Annotated in this window: 16 protein-coding genes; all 16 read right to left on the reverse strand. The window is 59.6% G+C overall.

What is annotated here, in order from left to right:
• Positions 1–55: 55 nt before the first annotated feature.
• The 16 genes from GVK95_RS09075 to GVK95_RS09155 all read right to left on the reverse strand — a co-directional run bounded on the left by GVK95_RS09075 (position 56) and on the right by GVK95_RS09155 (position 18684).
• On the reverse strand, positions 56–1039 hold the full coding sequence (locus GVK95_RS09075; protein WP_159948749.1) for a FecR family protein: 984 nt from the start codon (positions 1037–1039) through the stop codon (positions 56–58).
• 113 nt (positions 1040–1152) lie between these two features.
• Positions 1153–1680, reverse strand: a complete 528-nt coding sequence (locus GVK95_RS09080; protein ID WP_244618714.1) for a sigma-70 family RNA polymerase sigma factor — start codon at positions 1678–1680, stop codon at positions 1153–1155.
• 229 nt (positions 1681–1909) lie between these two features.
• The gene (locus GVK95_RS09085; protein WP_244618715.1) at positions 1910–2155 is read right to left on the reverse strand and encodes a hypothetical protein; all 246 of its coding nucleotides are present in this window, start codon (positions 2153–2155) and stop codon (positions 1910–1912) included.
• Complete coding sequence (locus GVK95_RS09090; RefSeq protein ID WP_159948751.1) at positions 2152–2526, reverse strand: MarR family transcriptional regulator; 375 nt, start codon at positions 2524–2526, stop codon at positions 2152–2154. The genes GVK95_RS09085 and GVK95_RS09090 overlap by 4 nt, the downstream gene beginning before the upstream one ends.
• A 129-nt stretch (positions 2527–2655) precedes the next feature.
• Positions 2656–3795 carry a hypothetical protein gene (locus tag GVK95_RS09095; protein ID WP_159948753.1) on the reverse strand — a complete coding sequence of 380 codons (1140 nt, stop codon included), beginning with the start codon at positions 3793–3795 and terminating at the stop codon, positions 2656–2658.
• Positions 3795–4589 carry an SDR family oxidoreductase gene (locus GVK95_RS09100; protein WP_159948755.1) on the reverse strand — a complete coding sequence of 265 codons (795 nt, stop codon included), beginning with the start codon at positions 4587–4589 and terminating at the stop codon, positions 3795–3797. Before GVK95_RS09100 ends, GVK95_RS09095 begins: the two co-directional genes overlap by 1 nt.
• A 423-nt stretch (positions 4590–5012) precedes the next feature.
• The gene (locus GVK95_RS09110) at positions 5013–6377 is read right to left on the reverse strand and encodes an FAD-containing oxidoreductase (RefSeq protein WP_159948757.1); all 1365 of its coding nucleotides are present in this window, start codon (positions 6375–6377) and stop codon (positions 5013–5015) included.
• Complete coding sequence (locus tag GVK95_RS09115; protein ID WP_159948759.1) at positions 6374–6835, reverse strand: DUF4126 family protein; 462 nt, start codon at positions 6833–6835, stop codon at positions 6374–6376. Before GVK95_RS09115 ends, GVK95_RS09110 begins: the two co-directional genes overlap by 4 nt.
• A 70-nt stretch (positions 6836–6905) precedes the next feature.
• On the reverse strand, positions 6906–7736 hold the full coding sequence (locus tag GVK95_RS09120; protein ID WP_244618741.1) for an alpha/beta hydrolase: 831 nt from the start codon (positions 7734–7736) through the stop codon (positions 6906–6908).
• 276 nt (positions 7737–8012) lie between these two features.
• The gene (locus tag GVK95_RS09125; protein WP_159948763.1) at positions 8013–8552 is read right to left on the reverse strand and encodes a transporter; all 540 of its coding nucleotides are present in this window, start codon (positions 8550–8552) and stop codon (positions 8013–8015) included.
• A gap of 109 nt (positions 8553–8661) precedes the next feature.
• Complete coding sequence (locus GVK95_RS09130) at positions 8662–11331, reverse strand: winged helix-turn-helix domain-containing protein (protein WP_159948765.1); 2670 nt, start codon at positions 11329–11331, stop codon at positions 8662–8664.
• Between the two features lie 741 nt (positions 11332–12072).
• The gene (locus GVK95_RS09135) at positions 12073–13332 is read right to left on the reverse strand and encodes an FAD-binding oxidoreductase (protein WP_159948766.1); all 1260 of its coding nucleotides are present in this window, start codon (positions 13330–13332) and stop codon (positions 12073–12075) included.
• Between the two features lie 34 nt (positions 13333–13366).
• On the reverse strand, positions 13367–14866 hold the full coding sequence (locus tag GVK95_RS09140; RefSeq protein ID WP_159948767.1) for a tripartite tricarboxylate transporter permease: 1500 nt from the start codon (positions 14864–14866) through the stop codon (positions 13367–13369).
• Between the two features lie 10 nt (positions 14867–14876).
• Entirely contained in the window at positions 14877–15335 is a 459-nt protein-coding gene (locus tag GVK95_RS09145; RefSeq protein ID WP_159948768.1) for a tripartite tricarboxylate transporter TctB family protein, read from the reverse strand.
• A complete protein-coding gene (locus tag GVK95_RS09150) occupies positions 15332–17707 on the reverse strand; it encodes a molybdopterin-dependent oxidoreductase (RefSeq protein WP_159948769.1) in 2376 nt (791 codons plus the stop codon). The genes GVK95_RS09145 and GVK95_RS09150 overlap by 4 nt, the downstream gene beginning before the upstream one ends.
• A 2-nt stretch (positions 17708–17709) precedes the next feature.
• Positions 17710–18684 carry a tripartite tricarboxylate transporter substrate binding protein gene (locus tag GVK95_RS09155; RefSeq protein WP_244618716.1) on the reverse strand — a complete coding sequence of 325 codons (975 nt, stop codon included), beginning with the start codon at positions 18682–18684 and terminating at the stop codon, positions 17710–17712.
• Between the last annotated feature and the right edge of the window lie 93 nt (positions 18685–18777).

The raw sequence follows: 18777 nt of genomic DNA on the forward strand, positions 1-18777 counted from the left end.
ATTTTCAGTAGGTATTCCGCTTTTCTGCTAAATCTTGATTATTATTATCATATTTTTAGTATCGGCTGATCACCCTGACCGCAGCGCCAAGGTTTCTGACCTTGCCGCCGAAAGGATCGACCAGAGCGCCCAGCGCCAGTTTGGGTGACGTTAGGTCGTATATGCCCGTCACTCTCTGTTCGCCAAGCGAGGGATCGGCGATGGTGATCCAGGCGGTGTCGTAGTGACTTATGACATTGACCACGGATTCGATCGTCGCATTGCTCACCACCAGCCTGCCCTGGCGCCATGCGCCGACGTCATCGGCGGCGATAAGGGTCCTGGTCGTGACGCCACTCCGCCGGTCGATCGATACGGCATCGCCCGGAGCAAGTATGCTTTGGGAGACGTCCGATCGGGCGTTCGTGGGTTTTGTCGAGACCGAACCGCGGGCGACGGAAACTGTTGTCGCAGCCTCCGTGATATGAACATCGAAAGCTGTTCCAAGCACCTCGACCTCGGCACCACCGGCGACGACCCTGAACTTGCGATTCGGATCCTTCGCGATATCGAAGAATGCTTCGCCGCGCAAAAGCGCGACCTGTCGGACATCCTCGTGGAATTCGACGCGCAACGCACTGTCGGGCGCAAGTTGCACCATGCTGCCATCCTCAAGCGGGATGGTTCGGATCTCCGCAGTGGCCGTCGCATGATCTGCTGTCAATCGGATCATCAGGGAGGGAGCGGCAAACCAGACAGCGAATGCGGTGAGGCTCGCGATGGCCAGACCTGTCGCAAACCGGGCAATGGAAAGGACTGGCGGGCGCATGGCCTTTGGCTTGTTTGAGGCAAGCGGGCGATAGAAAGGTTCAGCATTTCCGGAGATACTCCACAGGCGACAGAGATCGATCCACGCCTGTTCATGGGCGGTAGAGGTTCGTCGCCACGCCTCAAAAGCTGCCTTTGTATCGGCTGAATGCGGACTTTCCCGGATACGGATCAGCCAGTCGCTGGCTTCGTCAAACAGGCGAGATTGGTTGTTGCGTGGTTCGGTGGTCATCTGGGCAGGCCTTGTCAGTCCTGGCGATTGTGCGAATTCAAATGCATTATCTGCATAAACACGCGAGCCGGGTAATTCTTTCAGAGAATTTGCATTCAGCGGCGTTTTTTCCGTCATAAGATATCTCTTGTCTCGTCCCGGAGGCGCCGCATGGCTGTGCTCAGCAGGCGATGTGCGGTGGCAACAGAGACTGCCAGCCTTTCGGCGATCTCCTGCAAGGTCATTTTCTCGAAGCGATACATTTCCATGACCGCCCGTTCGCGGTCCGGCAATCGCTCGATCGCCCGAGCCACCAGCTTTACCTGTTGCTGCAGAACGAGGTCCGCTTCCGGCGACGGGTGGCTTTGCGGCCACGCCCACCAGGGAATGTCGTCCGGCTCATCCTTCGTCTCCAGCTTGCGCCTGCGCCTTTTGTTGAAGGACAGATTGCGAACGATGCGAAACAGATAGGCTTTTGGAGGCGGCGGCCCTTCACTGGCATCCGGCACAAATTTCAGAAACGCATCCTGAACAATATCCTCTGCGTCATCGCGGGAACCGGTAATCGGCGTGGCATAGTCAACCAAAGCCTTGCGTGCCTTCAGGTACATCTCATACCGGGCATCTTTTTTTACAGTGACCATAATTGGCTCAAGCAGCATGATTGAAAGAAATATGGATGCGACATGTTAGCCCGCGATCCAAGCAATGAGCTAAGTGATAGCACCGACTTGATTAAATATGAATGCAAAACTCAAGTTATTGTCCGCTTCTGAGTGACATCCTTTTCTGGCGGACAACCGACGTCAATTCCAGCACCAGACTTAACCTAAAGGCGTCTAGGAAACTCGGAGCCGTTCAGTCCTCGGCCAGCACGACCCAGTGGTGGTTTCAGACATCACTGCACTCGCCGCCCTTGGCGGCATTGTCGAAATCGGAATGGAAGGTGACGGCCAGTGCGACGATGCCTTGATCCTTGTCGAAACCGATCTCGCCGCTGTCAAGCGATGCAGGCCAGACATCGGCGCAGACATCGGATCCCTCGAATTTGCCTGTTGCCGCTGGCTTCTCAGAACCGGCCTCTCCGCGGACGCGGGTTTTGAAGATGGCGGAGTCTCCCTCGGTGACGATCGTCATCTCGATGATGTCAAACGACGCTTGTTGACCAGTGTGATCAGCAGGTCTTCCTGCTCGTGCTCGGCCAAGGCGCCGACTGATTGTTCAGCGACGCTTCGTGACAATCTACCAGCCTCAGACACCGAAAGCCCTTCGGGCGTAATGCCGACATTGGCGCCGCGCTTGTCTGTTGCGGCCATACGCTTCGCCACGAAACCTTTGCGTTCAGGTGCCGTGATCGAGTCGGTAGCTGTCGGCTGAGACACACCCAGGTTGGCGGCAATCTCCTTGACGCCCAATCCGTCCCTTCTCCTTTCCAGCAGTTCGAGGATGGCAAGCCGTGTCGTGTTTAGGCCGCTGGTCTTGGCACGGCTCCAGTCGTCGGTCCGCATGGCCGTGGCGATCCGCGAAAGTCATTCGCGAATACGCTGATTGACGGGCGTTTGGTTCTTTGGCGTTTCACATGACGTGAATATATATATATAGAGAGCCCTATGTTGCGCAGGGGGTTGTTGGAGGGCTCATTTGGTCGGGGGCGCACCGATGCCTGTGTCCGATATCGGCCCGTGCGGCTGTTCGGCATTGTGCGAATGCGTCGCTCTTTCGGCGGTCGCCGGGCCGGTGAACCCTTCTGCTCCGTAGAAGACGAGATGAAGCCCCCAATACGCTGTCGCGAACACCACCAGCGCACTCGCGATTCCTCCGGGTATCGCGGGAAGGTGAACCTTGAGTGACGGTAGAAATCTTGTCTCGCGGCACTGATCGCAGGCGACCGCCACCAGGATTGCCATGATCAGGCCGTGTCCAATGAGGTCGACCCGTCCGAAGGGCCAGACCGCCGCCGTGAAGATCACGATCAACGCGATCGCCGACAGCCGACGGATCAAAGGGGTCCAGAGGAGACCGAAGCCCATGGTGAATTCGGCGACACCCGCCATCGGAATGAAGACATCCCTTGGCATGCCGAAGGTCAGGAAAGGTTTTTCGACGACGAGCGGATAGAACCAGTCGGGGTAGGCGAATTTTTCGAGGCTCGACCACATCAGCGCGATTGCGAGACCCCAACGCAAAGCCTCGAAGCGATGCGATCTCCAGGTCTCGTTCTTCGACGGTTCGAGGATCAGATAGGCGGCGACACCCGCGCCCAGTGCCAGATAGTCGAACAGGTGGAACAGGTCATAGTCGCGGATTGCCAGGAACCAGAGCGCCAGAATGCCGATGCCTGCCAGCGGCATGGTCTTGCGCGAGAAAATGCAGGCGGCGATCAGGAGCTGGAGCCAGGACACCCATTCCGCCGGGGTCTTCAGATCGGGTGTCAGATACACGCCGCCGACCGAGAATATTGCCACAAAGAATGCACCGACGGTCACTCGGACGTAGTCGTCCAGCCTGTTCCACAGCGGTCCGGTGACGCGATCCAACCCGTCATGGACGCGCGCTCCAAATGGACTGATCTCTATCAGGTGCGTCAGAGCGAAGAAAATGACGACGAGAACAATGCCGATCCAGAACCATGGATCGGCAAGAACCGTAGAAATCGGCTGGGGTGGCGCGCCGACGATGTAGGGAGCGAACCATTTGACATGGGCTTGAGCTGGAAAAGCCGTCGCCAATGCCCATGCGAAAGATGATGCCCAGAAGATCGTCCGGCTCTGGGTCATCAGTTCGCTCCTATCGCATACCGTCCGGCGGCATGTTTGAGCGAGAGGTGAGGCGCGAGCTCCCCTCGGGCCTGGCTGAAATTCTGCCAAAGACTTAGGTCCGCAAGCGAGGGAATTGTCACGATTTCCCCCAGATCGAAGCCGGCAAGTGCCGCATCCACCATCTCGGACGCATCCATCATCATCTCCTGCGGGATCATCTTGATGTCGATGCCGGCGCGGTCGAAGATTTCCGTCCTGGTGAATCCAGGCAGTACGGCCTGTATCCGGACACCCTTCGGCTTGAGCTCGACCTCGAGCGCCTCGGTCAATGCGAGCACGAAAGCCTTGCTCGCGACGTAGGTCGGGTTGAACCGCTCGGGCATCAGTGCGACGACGGAGGCGATGTTGATGATCGCCCCTTCGCCGCGGCTGGCAAAAACCTTGGCCGCCGTGACCGTCAAGGCATGGAGGACATCGACGTTCAGGTGGACCATCTCCGACAGGCCTTCGACGTCGGAGGCGAGAACCGTGCCGTTCGGTCCCATGCCCGCGCAGTTGACGAGGAGCCTCAGTGTCATGTCATCCCCGAGTTTCGCGAGGACCTTCTTGAGATCGGTGGAATTCGACAGGTCGGCGGGGAGCGGGGTGACCGCGACGCCGTAATCCCTGGACACCCGTTTGGATATTGCGCTCAGGCGGTCGAAGTCGCGGGCGACGATTACGAGGTCGAAGCCACGGCCCGCCAGCTTCTCCGCGTATACCGCCCCGATGCCTGAGGACGCTCCGGTAATCAATGCTGTTCCTCTTGTCATGGCTTTTCTCCTATTTGGCTGCCCGGGTGAAGATGAGACTGATCGTAGCAGCACCCCCGCGCCGTATCGCGGGTCCGCCTGCATGCAATTTGCGACGTGTCGCTCCTGGATACGTTCATCCGCGCCCGGCGATGCTCCGGGCAGTATTTCAAACAACGTATGCTGCTGTTCCGACGACATTAATCTGAAGAGGTCACCGGGTTGCCCGAAAGGATCTTCGTCGATCCGGTGGTCGAATTGAGTGGCATAGTCGGCTGTCGGCTGTCGGCTGTGACGGCTCGGTCATGCCGTCTAATTGTTCAAGTCGTCGATGACAGGCGCACCGTTGGCATGGGCAAGGTCTTCCTTCAGTGCGGTTACCTTTTCGCTTTAGTGGAAGTGGCCGGACGGCAGTCACTGCCGTCCGCAAGCGTCAGGCTCTCGTCAAGAGACAGCCCGGAGGTCCGCGATAAGCGTGGGCACGATTTCCGACACAGTCGGATGGATAGGCACCGACCATTGTAGCGTCGGGTAGGGGGTGCGCGCGTTCATTGCGTCGATGATGCCGTGAATTGCCTCGTCACCCTCGATGCCGAGAAAAGCGGCGCCGAGTATCTGTTGCGTTTCGGCATCCGCGACGATCTTCATCAAACCCTGTGTTTCGCCTTTCTCGACGGCCCGGCCAATACGGGCCATCGGTCGCGTCGAAACGAGGATTGATCGTCCCGATGCTCTTGCCTGGCGTTCTGTCAAACCGACCCGCCCGAGTGGCGGGTCTATGTACAATGCGTAGGCAGGTATGCGATCGCTGAGTTTGCGGTCGGCTCCGTCAAGTAAATTTGCGGCGACGATCTCAAAGTCGTTGTAGGACGTGTGCGTGAATGCGCCGTGTCCGTTGCAGTCGCCCAGCGCCCAGATGCCGGGGATATTGGTGGAAAGACTGTCGTCGACGATGATGAAGCCTTTGGCATCCGTTTTGACACCGGCTGTTTCAAGTCCCAGGTCATCGGTATTGGGTCGTCGGCCCGTGGCCACGAGAACATGGCTGGCGGTGATGGTCCCCTCGTTCGTCGTGACCTCAATGTCATCTGCGGCTTTGCGGAACGAAAGCCCTGTCGCCTGCGTCTGCACGGTGATGCCTTCCGCACGGACAATGTCGGCAATCGCATCGGAAATGTCCTCGTCTTCACGGGAAGCGAGGTAAGGCCCGCGCTCGACGATCGTGACTTGCGCGCCGAAACGGCGGTACATCTGTGCGAACTCCAGCCCGATATAGCTTCCGCCGATCACGACCAGATGACGGGGGAGTTCGGCCAGCTGGATGATCGAGGTACTTGTCAGGTACGGCACGTCCGCAAGCCCCGGATAGTCCGGAATGGAGGGACGCGCTCCGACGTTGATGAATATCTGCGGTGCAACAAGCCTCTCACCGTTGGCCACGATTGTATTGGGTTCCACAAACCGTCCCTGTGCGTAGATCACCGTCATGCTGTCGAGGCCGTCGAACCAGGTCTCAAGGCCCCGGCGGGCATCAAGCGTGACCTTTTCGGCCCGACCATGCACGATCTTCATATCGATCCCGACCTCACCGGCGATCAAGACGCCATAATTCGAGGCACTGCGCGCGACATGTGCCGCCCTGGCGCTGGCGACGAGCGTCTTCGTCGGCATGCATCCGGCATTGACGCAGGTGCCGCCGAGATACTTTCGCTCGACCAGCGCAACTTTGCGCCCTGCCGAGGCCATCCGGGCGGCCAGAAACGGCCCAGCCTGTCCCGCTCCGATGAAGATGGCATCGAATTCACTCATGACACGGCCGCCACGATGAGGAAGGCTCCACCGACAGCGACCACGTCCTCGATGAGGGCAGCGGGGAGATCCCGCCCAAAGGAAGCCGCAAGTCGTGCACGGACTGCCGCGCCGCCGTAGGTGCCGATGACAGCGCCGACGATCCCGGAGAACAGTCCCAGTAAGAGCGATCCGCCCGCTCCTCCGATGGCCGCGCCTGACAAGCCTCCCGTGATGATGCGTGTGGCGAACTGGACCGGCACTTTCCGGGAGGGCGTGCTCGGGAGCTGGTCGGTAATCAGCTCGCCGATCGCCAGAACGGTCAATATCCAAGGTGTCCATCTGTAGCCCAGGAAGGCCAGCGGCGTCTGGGAAAGGTCGACCCATCCCAGACCTGCAGCCCAGGCGACGGCTGCCGGAGCCGTCATCGCACGCAATCCTGCGACGATACCGATCAGAAGCGCAAAGACTATGATCATTGTAATTCTCCTGTGTTGCGCTGGTGTGGCGCACCTTCCCTGATGCGCCATTGCCTGAGTGGAAAAGCTGCTAGCTCTTGATGAACGCGAGAAGATCGGGATTGACGATCTCGGGATGGGTGGTGCACAGCCCGTGGGGAAGCCCCGCATAGGTCTTGAGTGTGCCGTTTTTCAGAAGTTTTACAGACAGTGGCGCTGAATCTGCATAAGGGACGATCTGGTCGTCGTCGCCATGCATCACCAGCGTCGGAACTGTGATGGCCTTCAGGTCGTCGGTAAAGTCGGTTTCCGAAAACGCCTTGATGCAGTCGTAATGCGCTTTCGCGCCGCCTGCCATGCCCTGTCGCCACCAGTTCTCGATAACGCCCTGGCTGACTTTCGCTCCGGGTCTGTTGTAGCCGTAGAACGGACCTGCCGGGACATCGAGGAAGAACTGCGCGCGGTTGGCGACCAATGCGGCGCGGAAACCGTCGAAGACCTCGATCGGCAGGCCGCCCGGGTTTTGGTCCGATTTCACCATGATCGGAGGAACAGCCCCGATGAGAATGGCTTTGCTGACACGGCCGGGTTTGGCGCGGGCAACGTATCGGGTGACCTCGCCGCCGCCTGTCGAGTGACCGATATGGACCGCGTTCTTGAGGTCGAGGGCATCGGTGAGTACCGCGACGTCTGCGGCATAGGTATCCATCTCGTTTCCGGTCCAGGTCTGGGTGGAGCGACCATGGCCTCGGCGGTCGTGGGCGATGACGCGGTAGCCCTGTTCCAGGAAATACATCATCTGTCCGTCCCAGTCGTCGGCGCTGAGCGGCCAGCCATGGTGGAAGACGATCGGCTGCGCGTCCTTTGGACCCCAGTCCTTGTAGTAGATTTCCGTGCCGTCCTGTGTTTTGACGAATGACATGATCTCGTTCCCCGATTGGTTGGCAGAAGGTTGGGTTGCGGCCGCGCCCTGTCTTGGAAGCGCCATGGCGGCGACCGCTATACCGCTGGACAGAATGACATTACGCCGGGTGATCCCAAAGGCGGGTGCTGTCGAGCCTTCGTTCATGGTATCCTCCATTGTCAGCCTTCGACGGTGTGAAGTTGCCCGAGGTGCTTTCGATTGGCTAGTAAAGCGTCGTAAATCGATGCAAATGCCTGTTTCGGCGGGATGCGGCGGGATGCGGCGGGATGCGTATCAGGCGACGTGGTTGCGGCGTTCATTGACGATCGCCAGGAGTGCGTGTGCCGCCGTGATGGGCGCGTTGTCGGAATCGCCGAAAATCAGAAGGCCATCGCCCGCACCGTGAGGGGTAATCTCGACAGCGTTGCCAGGGATGAGGGCAACGGGCTTGCCGTTCTCCAGAAGCGTCGTAAGTATGGCTGCCACGCTATTGTTGTGGTTTCCCCAGAGTGCGCCTGAAAATCCCAGGCAGAGGGCCGCGTCGAAATCTTCGGCGACGATCTGGTCTGCGGCCAATGTGTCTGCGAGGTCGTCCCTGGCCGCTCTGTCGAGGAAAAAGCGGCGAAGGCTTTTTTCGAGTGGTTCGGTTTCTCTAAAATCAGGAAGACGGGGATATCCCCCCGTCAACGTGGCAAGGACAACCTCCGCACCCTGGTCTTTGAATAGATAATAGGGTGGCGCAATTCGACCGAGTGTAACTGCGCTAGCCGATAAATCGCCACTTTCGCTTGTTGAAAGAATGACCAGAAAACGGACCGGCTGGTGGCCTTCCATGGCGCTCTCCTCTTCGGCGCCACCATGCCGTGCCTAAAAGGGGGAGGCGAGTTTAGAGTTGTAAATCCGTGTAAACCCGTCACCTGTTCAGTGCCATCACGGAGCGAGATCAGACCATGTCGCGTTCGACAAGCCGGGCCAATGCGACGGCCCCGGCGGCGCTCGCCGTGCGTCCCGCGATGTCGAGGCTCAGTTTCGCGCTGGCCATATCCGCCATTTCAAACTGAATGTTCGCCTTCGCACGGTGGAGTTCGGGAAGATACCACGCCTCTCCGGAAGCCGTGCTTTTTTGCAAGGAGGCATCAAGTACCGCCACTGCCTCTGAATTTCGGCCAAGTCCGGATAGCGCTCGTGCCTCGGTTGTCACGAACATCGTCTCGAACAAGACAAAGCCCGCTTTACGGAGTGACTGCAGGCCGTGCCGAAGCTGACGCAGGGATGCCTGATTGTCCCCGGCCTTGCGCACAAGCTCGGCCTCGAAGCATTCGGCGTAAGTGCGCCATACGTCGAGCAGGGTCGCCTTCGTGTGCCCTCTGAGCATGCTGATGTAGCGGGCTGCCAGTTCGTCGTCGCCGGACATAAGGGCAAGCGGGCATGCTGCTTCTGCAAGAGCGTTTGTCAGGGACGCATAGTGGCCGATGCTCTCTGCGTATTCGAGCGTGGCCGCTACATCGGCCATGGCCTCCTGCTCGCGTCCCAGGAACCACTTGCATCGTGAAAGGACGATCCGGGCGGTTACCCTCTGGTCAAACTGAAATCGGATCGCATGCCCGGCCGACGGCAGACCCTCGTACTCGGCCAGCATGGCGCTGAGGCAATCGGCAGCGTCGGTGTGGCGACCCAGCCAATGAAGGGTAGCGCCCTTCATGCGATGGCCGATCACAATGTCGGCAGCGTCGGGCGACACGGCTGCCATTTCTGCGAACCGTAGCGTCAAACCAAGCGCGGTGTTCGGCTCTGCCTTGTTTATGGCGTCTACCCAAAGTCCCCAGATGGATCGTAGCTGATGATCGACATCTCCCAGTTTCTCCGCGATGCGGGCGGATGCCGTCCATGCTTCAATACCTCGTCCTGGGGCATCGGCGGCGATCATCTGCGGCCATCCCAGTGCCGTGTAAAGTTTCATTCTGCTCGCTTCGTCGACGTCGGGGTTGGCATCGAGGTAGCCGATCGACGAGGTGACTGCGGCGATGCATTCGTCGAACAGCGACAGTTTGAAAAAAAGCGGCAAGGCCGCGACGGTGATCCTCGCACCAAGGATCCTTTCGCCACTGCCGAGAAGTGCCCAGTCCAGACACGCTCGGAGACTCGGTATGAGAGAGCCGAAGTCACGTCCTACTTCGTCGGTGGTATGTGTGTGCATCACCGATGTGGATGCCTCGAACAATTCCAACAGGTAGTTGCCGAACTTGATCATGATACGATCGTATTCGCCTGATTCCACAAGCTTTGCGGAAGCGTATATGCGTGTTGTGTCGAGCAGACGGTATGACTGATCGCCTGCGGACGTCTCCACGACCACCAGCGATTTGGCCACCAGCGCGGCCAGAAGGTCGTAGGTGTCGTCGGTGAGCACGGCCTCGGCGGCACTCATCGAAAAACGGCCCCTGAAGACCGAGAGTTCGACCAGCGCACGCTGTTCCGTAGGATTCAGCAACATGTAACTCCAGTCCAGAGCGGCGCGGAGCGTCTGGTGTCTGGGCAAGGCCGTCCGCCGCCCGCGGCTGAGAACCTTGAAGCAGTCGTTGAGGGACTTGGCGAGTGATGCGACTCCCATGGATTCGAGACGGCCAGCAGCAAGTTCGATGGCCAGCGCGATCCCGTCCAACCGCGTGCAGATATCGATGACGATGGGTGCGTCTTCCTCGGTGAGTTCGTAACCGCCCAGGCACGCGTCGGCCCGCTCCACAAACAATTCGACGGCCGGGAACCTGAGCGCTTCCTCGGGGCTCACGTCAGTAGCCGGCGTATCGAGCGGCAGGAGGCGGTGAACACGCTTGCCGCTTCCCCTGAGCGGTTCGCGGCTTGTGGCTAGGAACCTGGCGGATGTCGTTCGCTGCAGGACAGCTTCGACGAATTTCGTCGCGTCCTCGATCAAGTGTTCGCATCCGTCGAGAACGACCAGGGTAGGCGCTTCTTCAAGTGTCTTGCATATCGTTTCCAGCATGTCGTCGGCGCGCGACTTAACCCCGAGAGCGGATGCGACAGCCGTCAGCACGAAACCGCCGGAAGCCACGTCGGACAGTTCTACGCGCACGACGTCAAGCCCCCCGGCCAATCGCCCAGCGACTGCTCTCGCAACGGTGGACTTTCCGATCCCCCCTGCGCCCGTGACTGTGACCAGTCGACTTTTCCCCAGCTGGTCCAGGATCGTCTCTATGCTGTGATCGCGGCCAATTACCCGCAGGGAATCCGCGTCGCGCGGTGCGCGAGTGGAGGCGGGCCCGATCGGTACGACCTGCGATCGGCGCTCCACGTGCGCGATGAAGGTATAGCCGCGCCCCGGAACATTTGCGACGAAGTTGGGTTCGGCCTTGGTGTCGCCCAGGACTTTCCTCAATGCCGATACGTGGACGCGCAGGTTGGCATCGTCCACGAACGTATCTGGCCATACGTGCTTTACGATCTCCTGGTTTGTCTTGAGTTCTCCGGGATGCGCGACCAGAAGCAGAAGGATATCCGTGGCCCGGCTTCCCAAGGGAACAACCGCTCCGCTCCGCATCAGGCTTCGCCTGGCGGGCACTATAGAGAAGGGTGCAAAATACAGTTCCTCTTCCAAACTCGCCACTCCAGCAACATCACTCAAAACGGTCGTGGCTCACGTTGTATCGCGACACGGCTCCAATAACGTTCAAAACTCTTATACTTCAGGTTACAATGCGCTTAGCTAACACCATTGCAATTGCTGGAACAAGGTGACGAACGAACGAAGCGGCTCCGCTCGCAATCCAGACACCTCGGTTTGCGATTTTCTGCGTGCCGGGCCAATGCCGACGGCCTATCCCAGCAGCCAGCATTGACGCAAACATCGGAAACGTCTTGTCTGGCCGTGCCGAGGTTTTCACCTTGTGTGCGGTTCCTCAAATTTCCAGTCGAACGTGACCGTAGAGCATTTCGAGTAAGACAGGCGCGGGCGGCTGCAATGACATTTCCTTGCGACCACGGGGTCCAGCAGTTTCCCAATGCACGATTGTTCGCGTCGTCCCAGGGATGAGGCTGGGGCGGATTGGCCGCCGAGCTTCGGACAACATCCCACATGCGACATCCCGTATATCTGCTCCACGCAGGCGGAAATAACATTTGCAGATCGCGGAACGGGCGGCGGAATGGTCAGTGCTTTGGATGAGCGACCGCTCAAGCGTGTCCAGGACCACATCAAGGACAATCTCGAAACTGATCTGACCGTCACCGTCGGTTGCCTGTCCGAGCCGGCCTCACCTCGCCAGCGCGTTCAGACAGCCATGCGCGAAAGCCCGAACTGTTGCGTTGGTAGAGTCGGTGAATTTCAGACCGGTTAGCTCTAGGCTCTGAACCGCCCTGCGGAGAGGACAGAAATGTCGAATGCGCAGTCTCGACCGGCAATCAGGTCGGCAACAAGTTGGCCGCTGACCGGTCCTGTCGCAAGGCCCACATGTCCATGGCCGAATGCATGGAGGATGTCGCGGGATGCGGATGCAAAGCCGATGACCGGCAGGCCATCGGCGGTCGAAGGACGATGCCCCATCCACCGATCGATGCCAGAGTCCACGGCACTATCGGTGACCGCCGGATAGGTCGTCCGTGCATGCTTTAGCAGTATATCGGCTCGCGCCCAATTCGGTGCCGCTGACACGCTGGCAAGTTCGACCTGGCCTGCGATCCGCAGCCCGGCAAGCGTCGGATTGTTGCCCATCTTGCCATCGCTCGGCATCAGCGGCATGTCAGCTTGGAACTGATCGGTGGGAATGACCACGTGATAGCCGCGTTCGCTCTGCAACGGAATTCGATCGCCAGCCTTAGCCGCAAGGCTCTTCGAATGGATGCCGGCGGCGATCACCGCCTTGTCGCATGCCACCGTGCCGGCATCCGTCAGCACACCCAGCAGACGCTCGCCGGCGAGGTCGAAACCGATTGCCCTTGCATGGACGCGCGTTGCACCCTGGCGAATAGCGTACTCGATCATTGCCATCACATAACCGCCGGGGTCGACACAATGACCTCCATCTTCAACCAAGGCTGCAAAGGAATAGCGCGATGAAAGATGCGGTTCCCGTGCATGCAACTCGGTGGCGGACAGCTCGCGATAGACAACGCCGTTTTCCCTCCGGAGGCGCCACGCGAAAGCTTCCGCTTCGAAGGCTGCCCTATCCGGGTAGGCGTAGATCAGACCCTTGCGGCAGATCAGGTCTGGACGGCCGATCTTCTCGGCAACCGCCGCGTGCCTCGAGGGGGCGTCACGCAGGAGGGTGGATAGAATGGATGCGGTTCGCTCAACCTTGGCGGCTGTCGATCCTGCGCGCATGAAATGGACCAGCCACGGCGCAAGATGCGCGAGATAACGCCAGCGGATCGCCAGCGGACCGGACGGATCGGCCAGGTAACCCGGTACCTTTTTCCACAAGCCCGGCATCGACATCGGAATGATCGAAGCCGGGCTCAGCCATCCGCTATTGCCGTAGCTGGCAGCCTGTCTGCCGCCTGGGCACTCCGGTTCGATGATGGTAACCTGGTGCCCATCCTTCAGGAGATCGAGGGCCGTTGACGCCCCAACGATACCTGCTCCGATAACCGCTATCTGCATGACATCTCACTCAAATGTTTGGAAACATTTCGGCTCATTCCTGAAATGCCTCTTCGCGGACATTCTTGATATTCGGCAGGGCGACCAGGATGACTGCGATGACGGCAAGGGCGAGCAGGACTGCCGAGATCGGTCGATCAACGAAGATCGTCGGGTTGCCGCGCGCAAGGAACATTGCCCGACGGAAGTTCTCTTCCATCATCGGACCCAGGATCAGCCCCATGACCAGCGGGGCCGCGTCGCAATCCAGCTTGGCAAAGATATAGCCGGCGACACCGAAAATCCCGAGCAGCCACAGATCGAATACCGAGTTGCTCAGCGAGAATGCGCCGATGGAACAGAATACGAGGATGGCCGGATAGAGATAGTGGAAGGGCATGGTCAAGAGCCGCGTCCATATGCCGATCAGAGGCAGGTTCAGTACCAGCAGCATTAGGTTGCCAACCCACATCGAGACGATGACACCCCAGAAGACATCCGGATGTTCGGAAATGAGCGTCGGTCCAGGCGCGATGCCCTGCATGATCAGGGCACCGAACATCAGAGCCATCACCGCATTGGCGGGCAGACCAAGTGTCAGCAGCGGCACGAAAGACGTCTGTGCTCCGGCATTGTTGGCACTTTCTGGAGCGGCGACACCTTCGATTGCACCACCGCCGAAGCCTTCCGGTGGATTGGCAACGCGCTTTTCGATGGCATAGGCAGCAAAGGCTGCCAGCAATGCACCGCCTCCAGGCAATAGACCGAGAACAGAACCGATGCCGGTGCCGCGCAAGATCGGAGCGACCATCCGTCGCCAATCCTCGCGCGAGGGGATCATCGAGAAGAACGGTGCATGAATTGCCGTGCGGCTTTCCGGGTTCTCCAAATCCTTGATCAGTTCGCCAATGCCAAATAGTCCCATGGCGACCACCACGAAATTCACCCCGCTCGACATTTCCTCGAAGCCGAGTGTGAAGCGAGGAACCGCCGTCTGCACGTCCTGACCGATCAATCCGACCAGGATGCCGATGAAGACCATCGCCAGCGCCTTCGGCAGCGACCCGCGCGACAGGACGACGGAAGCGATCAGGCCAAGTACCATCAGCGAGAAATACTCAGCCGGGCCAAACAGCAGGCCGACCTCCGCAAGCGAAGGTGCAAACAGAGCCAGCAGCAGCGTTGCCACTGTACCTGCGAAAAAGGAGCCGATTGCCGCCGTTGCGAGCGCCACTCCCGCCCGACCCTTGCGCGCCATCTTGTAGCCGTCGATCGCGGTCACCACCGACGACGCCTCGCCCGGCAGATTGAGAAGAATTGCCGTTGTGGAACCACCATACTGCGCGCCGTAGTATATGCCGGCCAGCATGATCAGCGAGGTTACTGGTTCAAGCCCGATGGTGAAGGGCAGGAGGATGGCCATGGTGGCAGCTGGCCCAAGACCTGGCAGCACGCCGACTAGGGTTCCGAGCAGCGTGCCGATCAGGCACCAGAACAGGTTCGTCGGCAGGATAGCCTGGTTAAAGCCGAGAAGAAGCGCGTTCAAAGTTTCCATCTGCGTTCTCCTAGAAACCGAACCATGGACCGATGATGTCGACCGGCATTCCCAGACCCTTGACGAAAGCAAGGCTGCAGGCTGCCCCGAGCGCCAGTCCATAGATCGTCGATTTAACCGGACGCAGAGGTCGCGACGCAAAAGATGAAACCAGACAGCAGAAAAACACAGCGGGAAGCAGGCCGCCGCCGCGGATCACCAGCCCGAAGACGACGATTGCTCCGATGATCACCGGAAGCTGCGCCGAATAGAGGTGAAGGGGTGTTTCTCCCGCATCCGATTTCCGACCGCTGAACGCAACGATGATGCCCATGGAAATCAGGAGCACAGCAACCAGCGCCGGGAAGGCTCCGGGGCCGATCTTGCGCCACGTTCCATAGGACAGATCGAAACTGCCGATCAGGAAGGCGGTGCCTATGGACACAAACAGCAGTCCTGCGAGGATTTGCGGATTGAGGCGTGCAGTCATCGGCGTGCATCTCCTGGTACATCTTGCAATCTCGGGTCGGAAACCAGATCCGGTGGCCGGTAGGCCCGCACCTCGGGGGCTTTTCCCATGAAACGGGAAATCTCGACCAGGCATGAATTCGGGCTCGGTCCTTGCGTCAGGCGCGACGTTCCGTGATCCGGCGTCAGGACGTTTGGATTGCCATTGAGTTCGATTGACCCCGACGTCGTGGGATCTGACGGATCGAACCATGCGCCGGTCGCCATCTGCACGACGCCGGGCATGACAGCGTCGGTGATCGACACAATTGCGAGGCAGGCGCCACGGTGATTGGAGATTATGGCCAGGTCGCCCTCGCTCAGGCCACGCTCCTGCGCGTTATCCGGATGAATGCGCACTGGCTGGCGGCCGCCGCTCTTTGTCTTGCGGGAGGGCGCGGCGTGATCCCACTGGCTGTGCAGCTTGTCATGCGGCTGGCAGGACAGGAGGTGCAGCGGATACGTGGAGACAAGTTCCGCGCCAAGCCATTCCTGCGGTTCAAGCCAGCACGGATGGCCCGGGCAATCGGCGTAACCGAAGTCCGCGATACGTGCCGACGCCAGTTCGATGCGGCCGGATGGCGTGCGCAAGGGATGCATGTCTGGATCACGGCGAAAATCGGCCATCAATGGCTTGTCGATGCCTTGGCCTTCAACCTCGATCAGTCCGGACTGCTGGAAATCGGGAAAATCCGGCATGTCGATAGAGCGCGAAGCGGCATCAGCACATGCGGCGGCGTAGAGCTGTTCCAGCCACTGCGCTTCAGTGCGCTGCTCGGTGAAGGCGTGTTCGGTGCCGAGCCGTGCGGAAATCCGCCGCAGGATCTCGTGGTCGGACGGCACGCCGTCGGGCGCTGCGGCTACATGTGTCGAGTAGCCGAGAAAACTATCCCGGCCGCTGGCAACGAGATCATCCCTTTCGAGGAAAGTCGATGCCGGCAGGACGATGTCGGCATGCCGGGCATGGGCGTTCCACCAATGCTCGTGAACGATGATAGTCTCGGGTTTCTGCCATGCCTCGACCAGTCGATTGAGGTCCTGATGGTGGTGAAACGGATTGCCCCCTGCCCAGTAGACCAGCTTGATGTCCGGATAGGTCCGGGTCGTGCCATTGTGGGCGTAATCCTTGCCCGGTGACAGCAGCATATCGGCAATACGGGCAACGGGAATGAATTCGGCAATAGGGTTGTGACCCTGCGGCAACGACGGCCAGCGCACGGCAGAAGGAGGCTGCCCGATGCCGGCCACGGATGCGTAGCCGAAGCCGAAGCCTTGCCCCGGCAGGCCTATCCCGCCCAGTAGCGATGCGACCGCGATTGCCGCCCAGTAGGACTGTTCGCCATGATCAGCACGTTGCAGCGCCCAGGCCATCATGAGGAAGGTCTTGCGGGATGCCATGCTGTTTGCAAGATCGCGAATGCGCACAGCCTCGATGCCGCTGATTGAAGCGGCCCAAGCGGCGTCCTTGCTCACGCCATCCGTCTTGCCGAAGAGATAGTCTTTCAGCGTTTCGTAGCCGACAGTATAGCGTTGCAGGAAGGTCTCGTCGTGGTGCTTTTCCATGATCAGCGTGTGGGCAAGCGCCAGCAGTAGAGCCGTATCTGTGCCGGGCCTCAAAGGCATCCAATCGGCGCCGAGTTCCTCGGCGGCATCATCACGGACAGGGCTGATATTGACAAATTTTGCGCCGGCATCCCGGCAGGCAGCGAGGCCCTGGCGCGTTTCGTGACGAACGACGCCGCCGGCATTGACCTGGGCGTTGCGAAGCGGCGTACCGCCGAACATGAGGATCAGTTCGGCATGGCCGACAATCTGGCTCCAGGGCGTATGGCCCGAGACGAGACCATCCAGCGAACCGATCACATGGGGGAGGATCACCTCGCCGGCGGCATAGCTGTAGGTCTGGACCGAGCGAACCGACCCGCCGTTCATGTTGAAGAAGCGCTTCAGCTGGCTCTGTGCGTGATGAAAGCGCCCGGCGCTGGACCAGCCATATGAGCCTGAAAAAATCGCCTCGCTTCCATGATCATCGCGTACGCGCCGAATTTCGCCGGCCACAAGATCCACTGCCTCGTCCCAGGAGACCTCGACAAAGGCGTCACTTCCGCGCCTTCCGCCAGCATAGCCGGGACCGTGTTCGAGATAGGACTTTCTGACAGCAGGCCTCAATATCCTGCATGGTGCAAGCCGGTCTGCCGGAAGCTGGGTTCCGAAATCGACGGGATCGGGGTCGCCCCCGATAGGGCGAACGGCGCTTTGGGCATCATCGTGGCTGTAGAAACCCCAATGGCTACCAACATGGCGCCGTTTCGTCGAAGGCTCCGAATGTGATATCATGTCCGGAGCCTTCGTCATTGTCATTCCACCTTTATGCCGGCTGCCTTGACGATCTCGTCATAGCGCTTGGTTTCGTCGACGACGAAAGTCTTGAGATCGGCGCTGTTCTTGTACATCGGCTCGAAACCGAACACCGTCAGCTTGTCCTTGAATTCTCCGGAAGTGACAACCTGCTCCATGGCCTTGCTCAGGAAATCGAGTGCCTTTGGATCAAGATCCTTCGGAGCCCAGACACCATACCAGGACAGCATCTCCAAGGGCGCCATGCCGCTTTCGGCGATTGTGGGCACATCCGGAGCCAGCGGCGAGCGGGTGAGGCTCGTGACGGCGAGTGCCTTCAGACGTCCGGCTTTCACATGCGGCAGCGACGACAGGATCGGATCTGCAATCAGTTGTACCTGGCCACCGATCATGTCGGTCAGAGCCGGGCCGGCACCCTTGTAGGTGACAACCTCGGTGTCCACCCCGGCCTGTGCCTTCAGCACTTCGACGGTCAGGTGCCCGGCCGATCCATAACCGGATGTGGCAAAGTTGAAGGCATCCGGGTCTGCCTTCACTTCCGCGAAGAATTCCTTGAGCGTATTGGCCTTGACGGAAGGGTTGGTGCTGATCAGCAGCGGGCCGGCGGCGATACCGCTGATATGGGTGAAGTCGTTCACCACATCGAAGGGCACGTTCGTATTGATGAGCGGCGTCACGACATGGATCGACGCATTGAGGAGCAGGGTATAGCCGTCGGCCGCAGATTTGACCACTTCGGAGGAGCCGACCACGCCACCCGCACCGCCTGCGCGATTGTCGACGACGAAGGTCTTGCCTGTCTTGGCCGAAAGTTCCGCCGCCAAAACCCGCGCAACGCCATCGACGGCTCCGCCCGGAGGATAAGGCACGACGATGGCCACCGGCCGTGAGGGATATTCGTCAGCCATGGCAACACCGGCAGCCGGCAGCGCCATCGACAGGGCAAGCAATGTGGATCCGAAGCGTTTCATCATGGATTCCTTCTGGCTTTGAGAGTGATGTATGCAGTCAAATGTCTCGTGCATCAGCAGATTGTCTCCGGACGAGAAGGACCGGAAGGCAACCCC

The organism is Rhizobium sp. 18065, assembly GCF_902706095.1.
Lineage (GTDB): Bacteria > Pseudomonadota > Alphaproteobacteria > Rhizobiales > Rhizobiaceae > Allorhizobium.

Coding starts and splice junctions, on each gene's coding strand:
- GVK95_RS09110 (WP_159948757.1), bottom strand. CDS start 6,377: ATGAGTGAATTCGATGCCATCTTCATCGGAGCGGGACAGGCTGGGCCG.
- GVK95_RS09125 (WP_159948763.1), bottom strand. CDS start 8,552: ATGGAAGGCCACCAGCCGGTCCGTTTTCTGGTCATTCTTTCAACAAGC.
- GVK95_RS09135 (WP_159948766.1), bottom strand. CDS start 13,332: ATGCAGATAGCGGTTATCGGAGCAGGTATCGTTGGGGCGTCAACGGCC.
- GVK95_RS09120 (WP_244618741.1), bottom strand. CDS start 7,736: ATGTCATTCGTCAAAACACAGGACGGCACGGAAATCTACTACAAGGAC.
- GVK95_RS09080 (WP_244618714.1), bottom strand. CDS start 1,680: ATGCTGCTTGAGCCAATTATGGTCACTGTAAAAAAAGATGCCCGGTAT.
- GVK95_RS09090 (WP_159948751.1), bottom strand. CDS start 2,526: ATGCGGACCGACGACTGGAGCCGTGCCAAGACCAGCGGCCTAAACACG.
- GVK95_RS09085 (WP_244618715.1), bottom strand. CDS start 2,155: ATGACGATCGTCACCGAGGGAGACTCCGCCATCTTCAAAACCCGCGTC.
- GVK95_RS09100 (WP_159948755.1), bottom strand. CDS start 4,589: ATGACAAGAGGAACAGCATTGATTACCGGAGCGTCCTCAGGCATCGGG.
- GVK95_RS09095 (WP_159948753.1), bottom strand. CDS start 3,795: ATGACCCAGAGCCGGACGATCTTCTGGGCATCATCTTTCGCATGGGCA.
- GVK95_RS09150 (WP_159948769.1), bottom strand. CDS start 17,707: ATGACGAAGGCTCCGGACATGATATCACATTCGGAGCCTTCGACGAAA.
- GVK95_RS09140 (WP_159948767.1), bottom strand. CDS start 14,866: ATGGAAACTTTGAACGCGCTTCTTCTCGGCTTTAACCAGGCTATCCTG.
- GVK95_RS09075 (WP_159948749.1), bottom strand. CDS start 1,039: ATGACCACCGAACCACGCAACAACCAATCTCGCCTGTTTGACGAAGCC.
- GVK95_RS09115 (WP_159948759.1), bottom strand. CDS start 6,835: ATGATCATAGTCTTTGCGCTTCTGATCGGTATCGTCGCAGGATTGCGT.
- GVK95_RS09155 (WP_244618716.1), bottom strand. CDS start 18,684: ATGATGAAACGCTTCGGATCCACATTGCTTGCCCTGTCGATGGCGCTG.
- GVK95_RS09145 (WP_159948768.1), bottom strand. CDS start 15,335: ATGACTGCACGCCTCAATCCGCAAATCCTCGCAGGACTGCTGTTTGTG.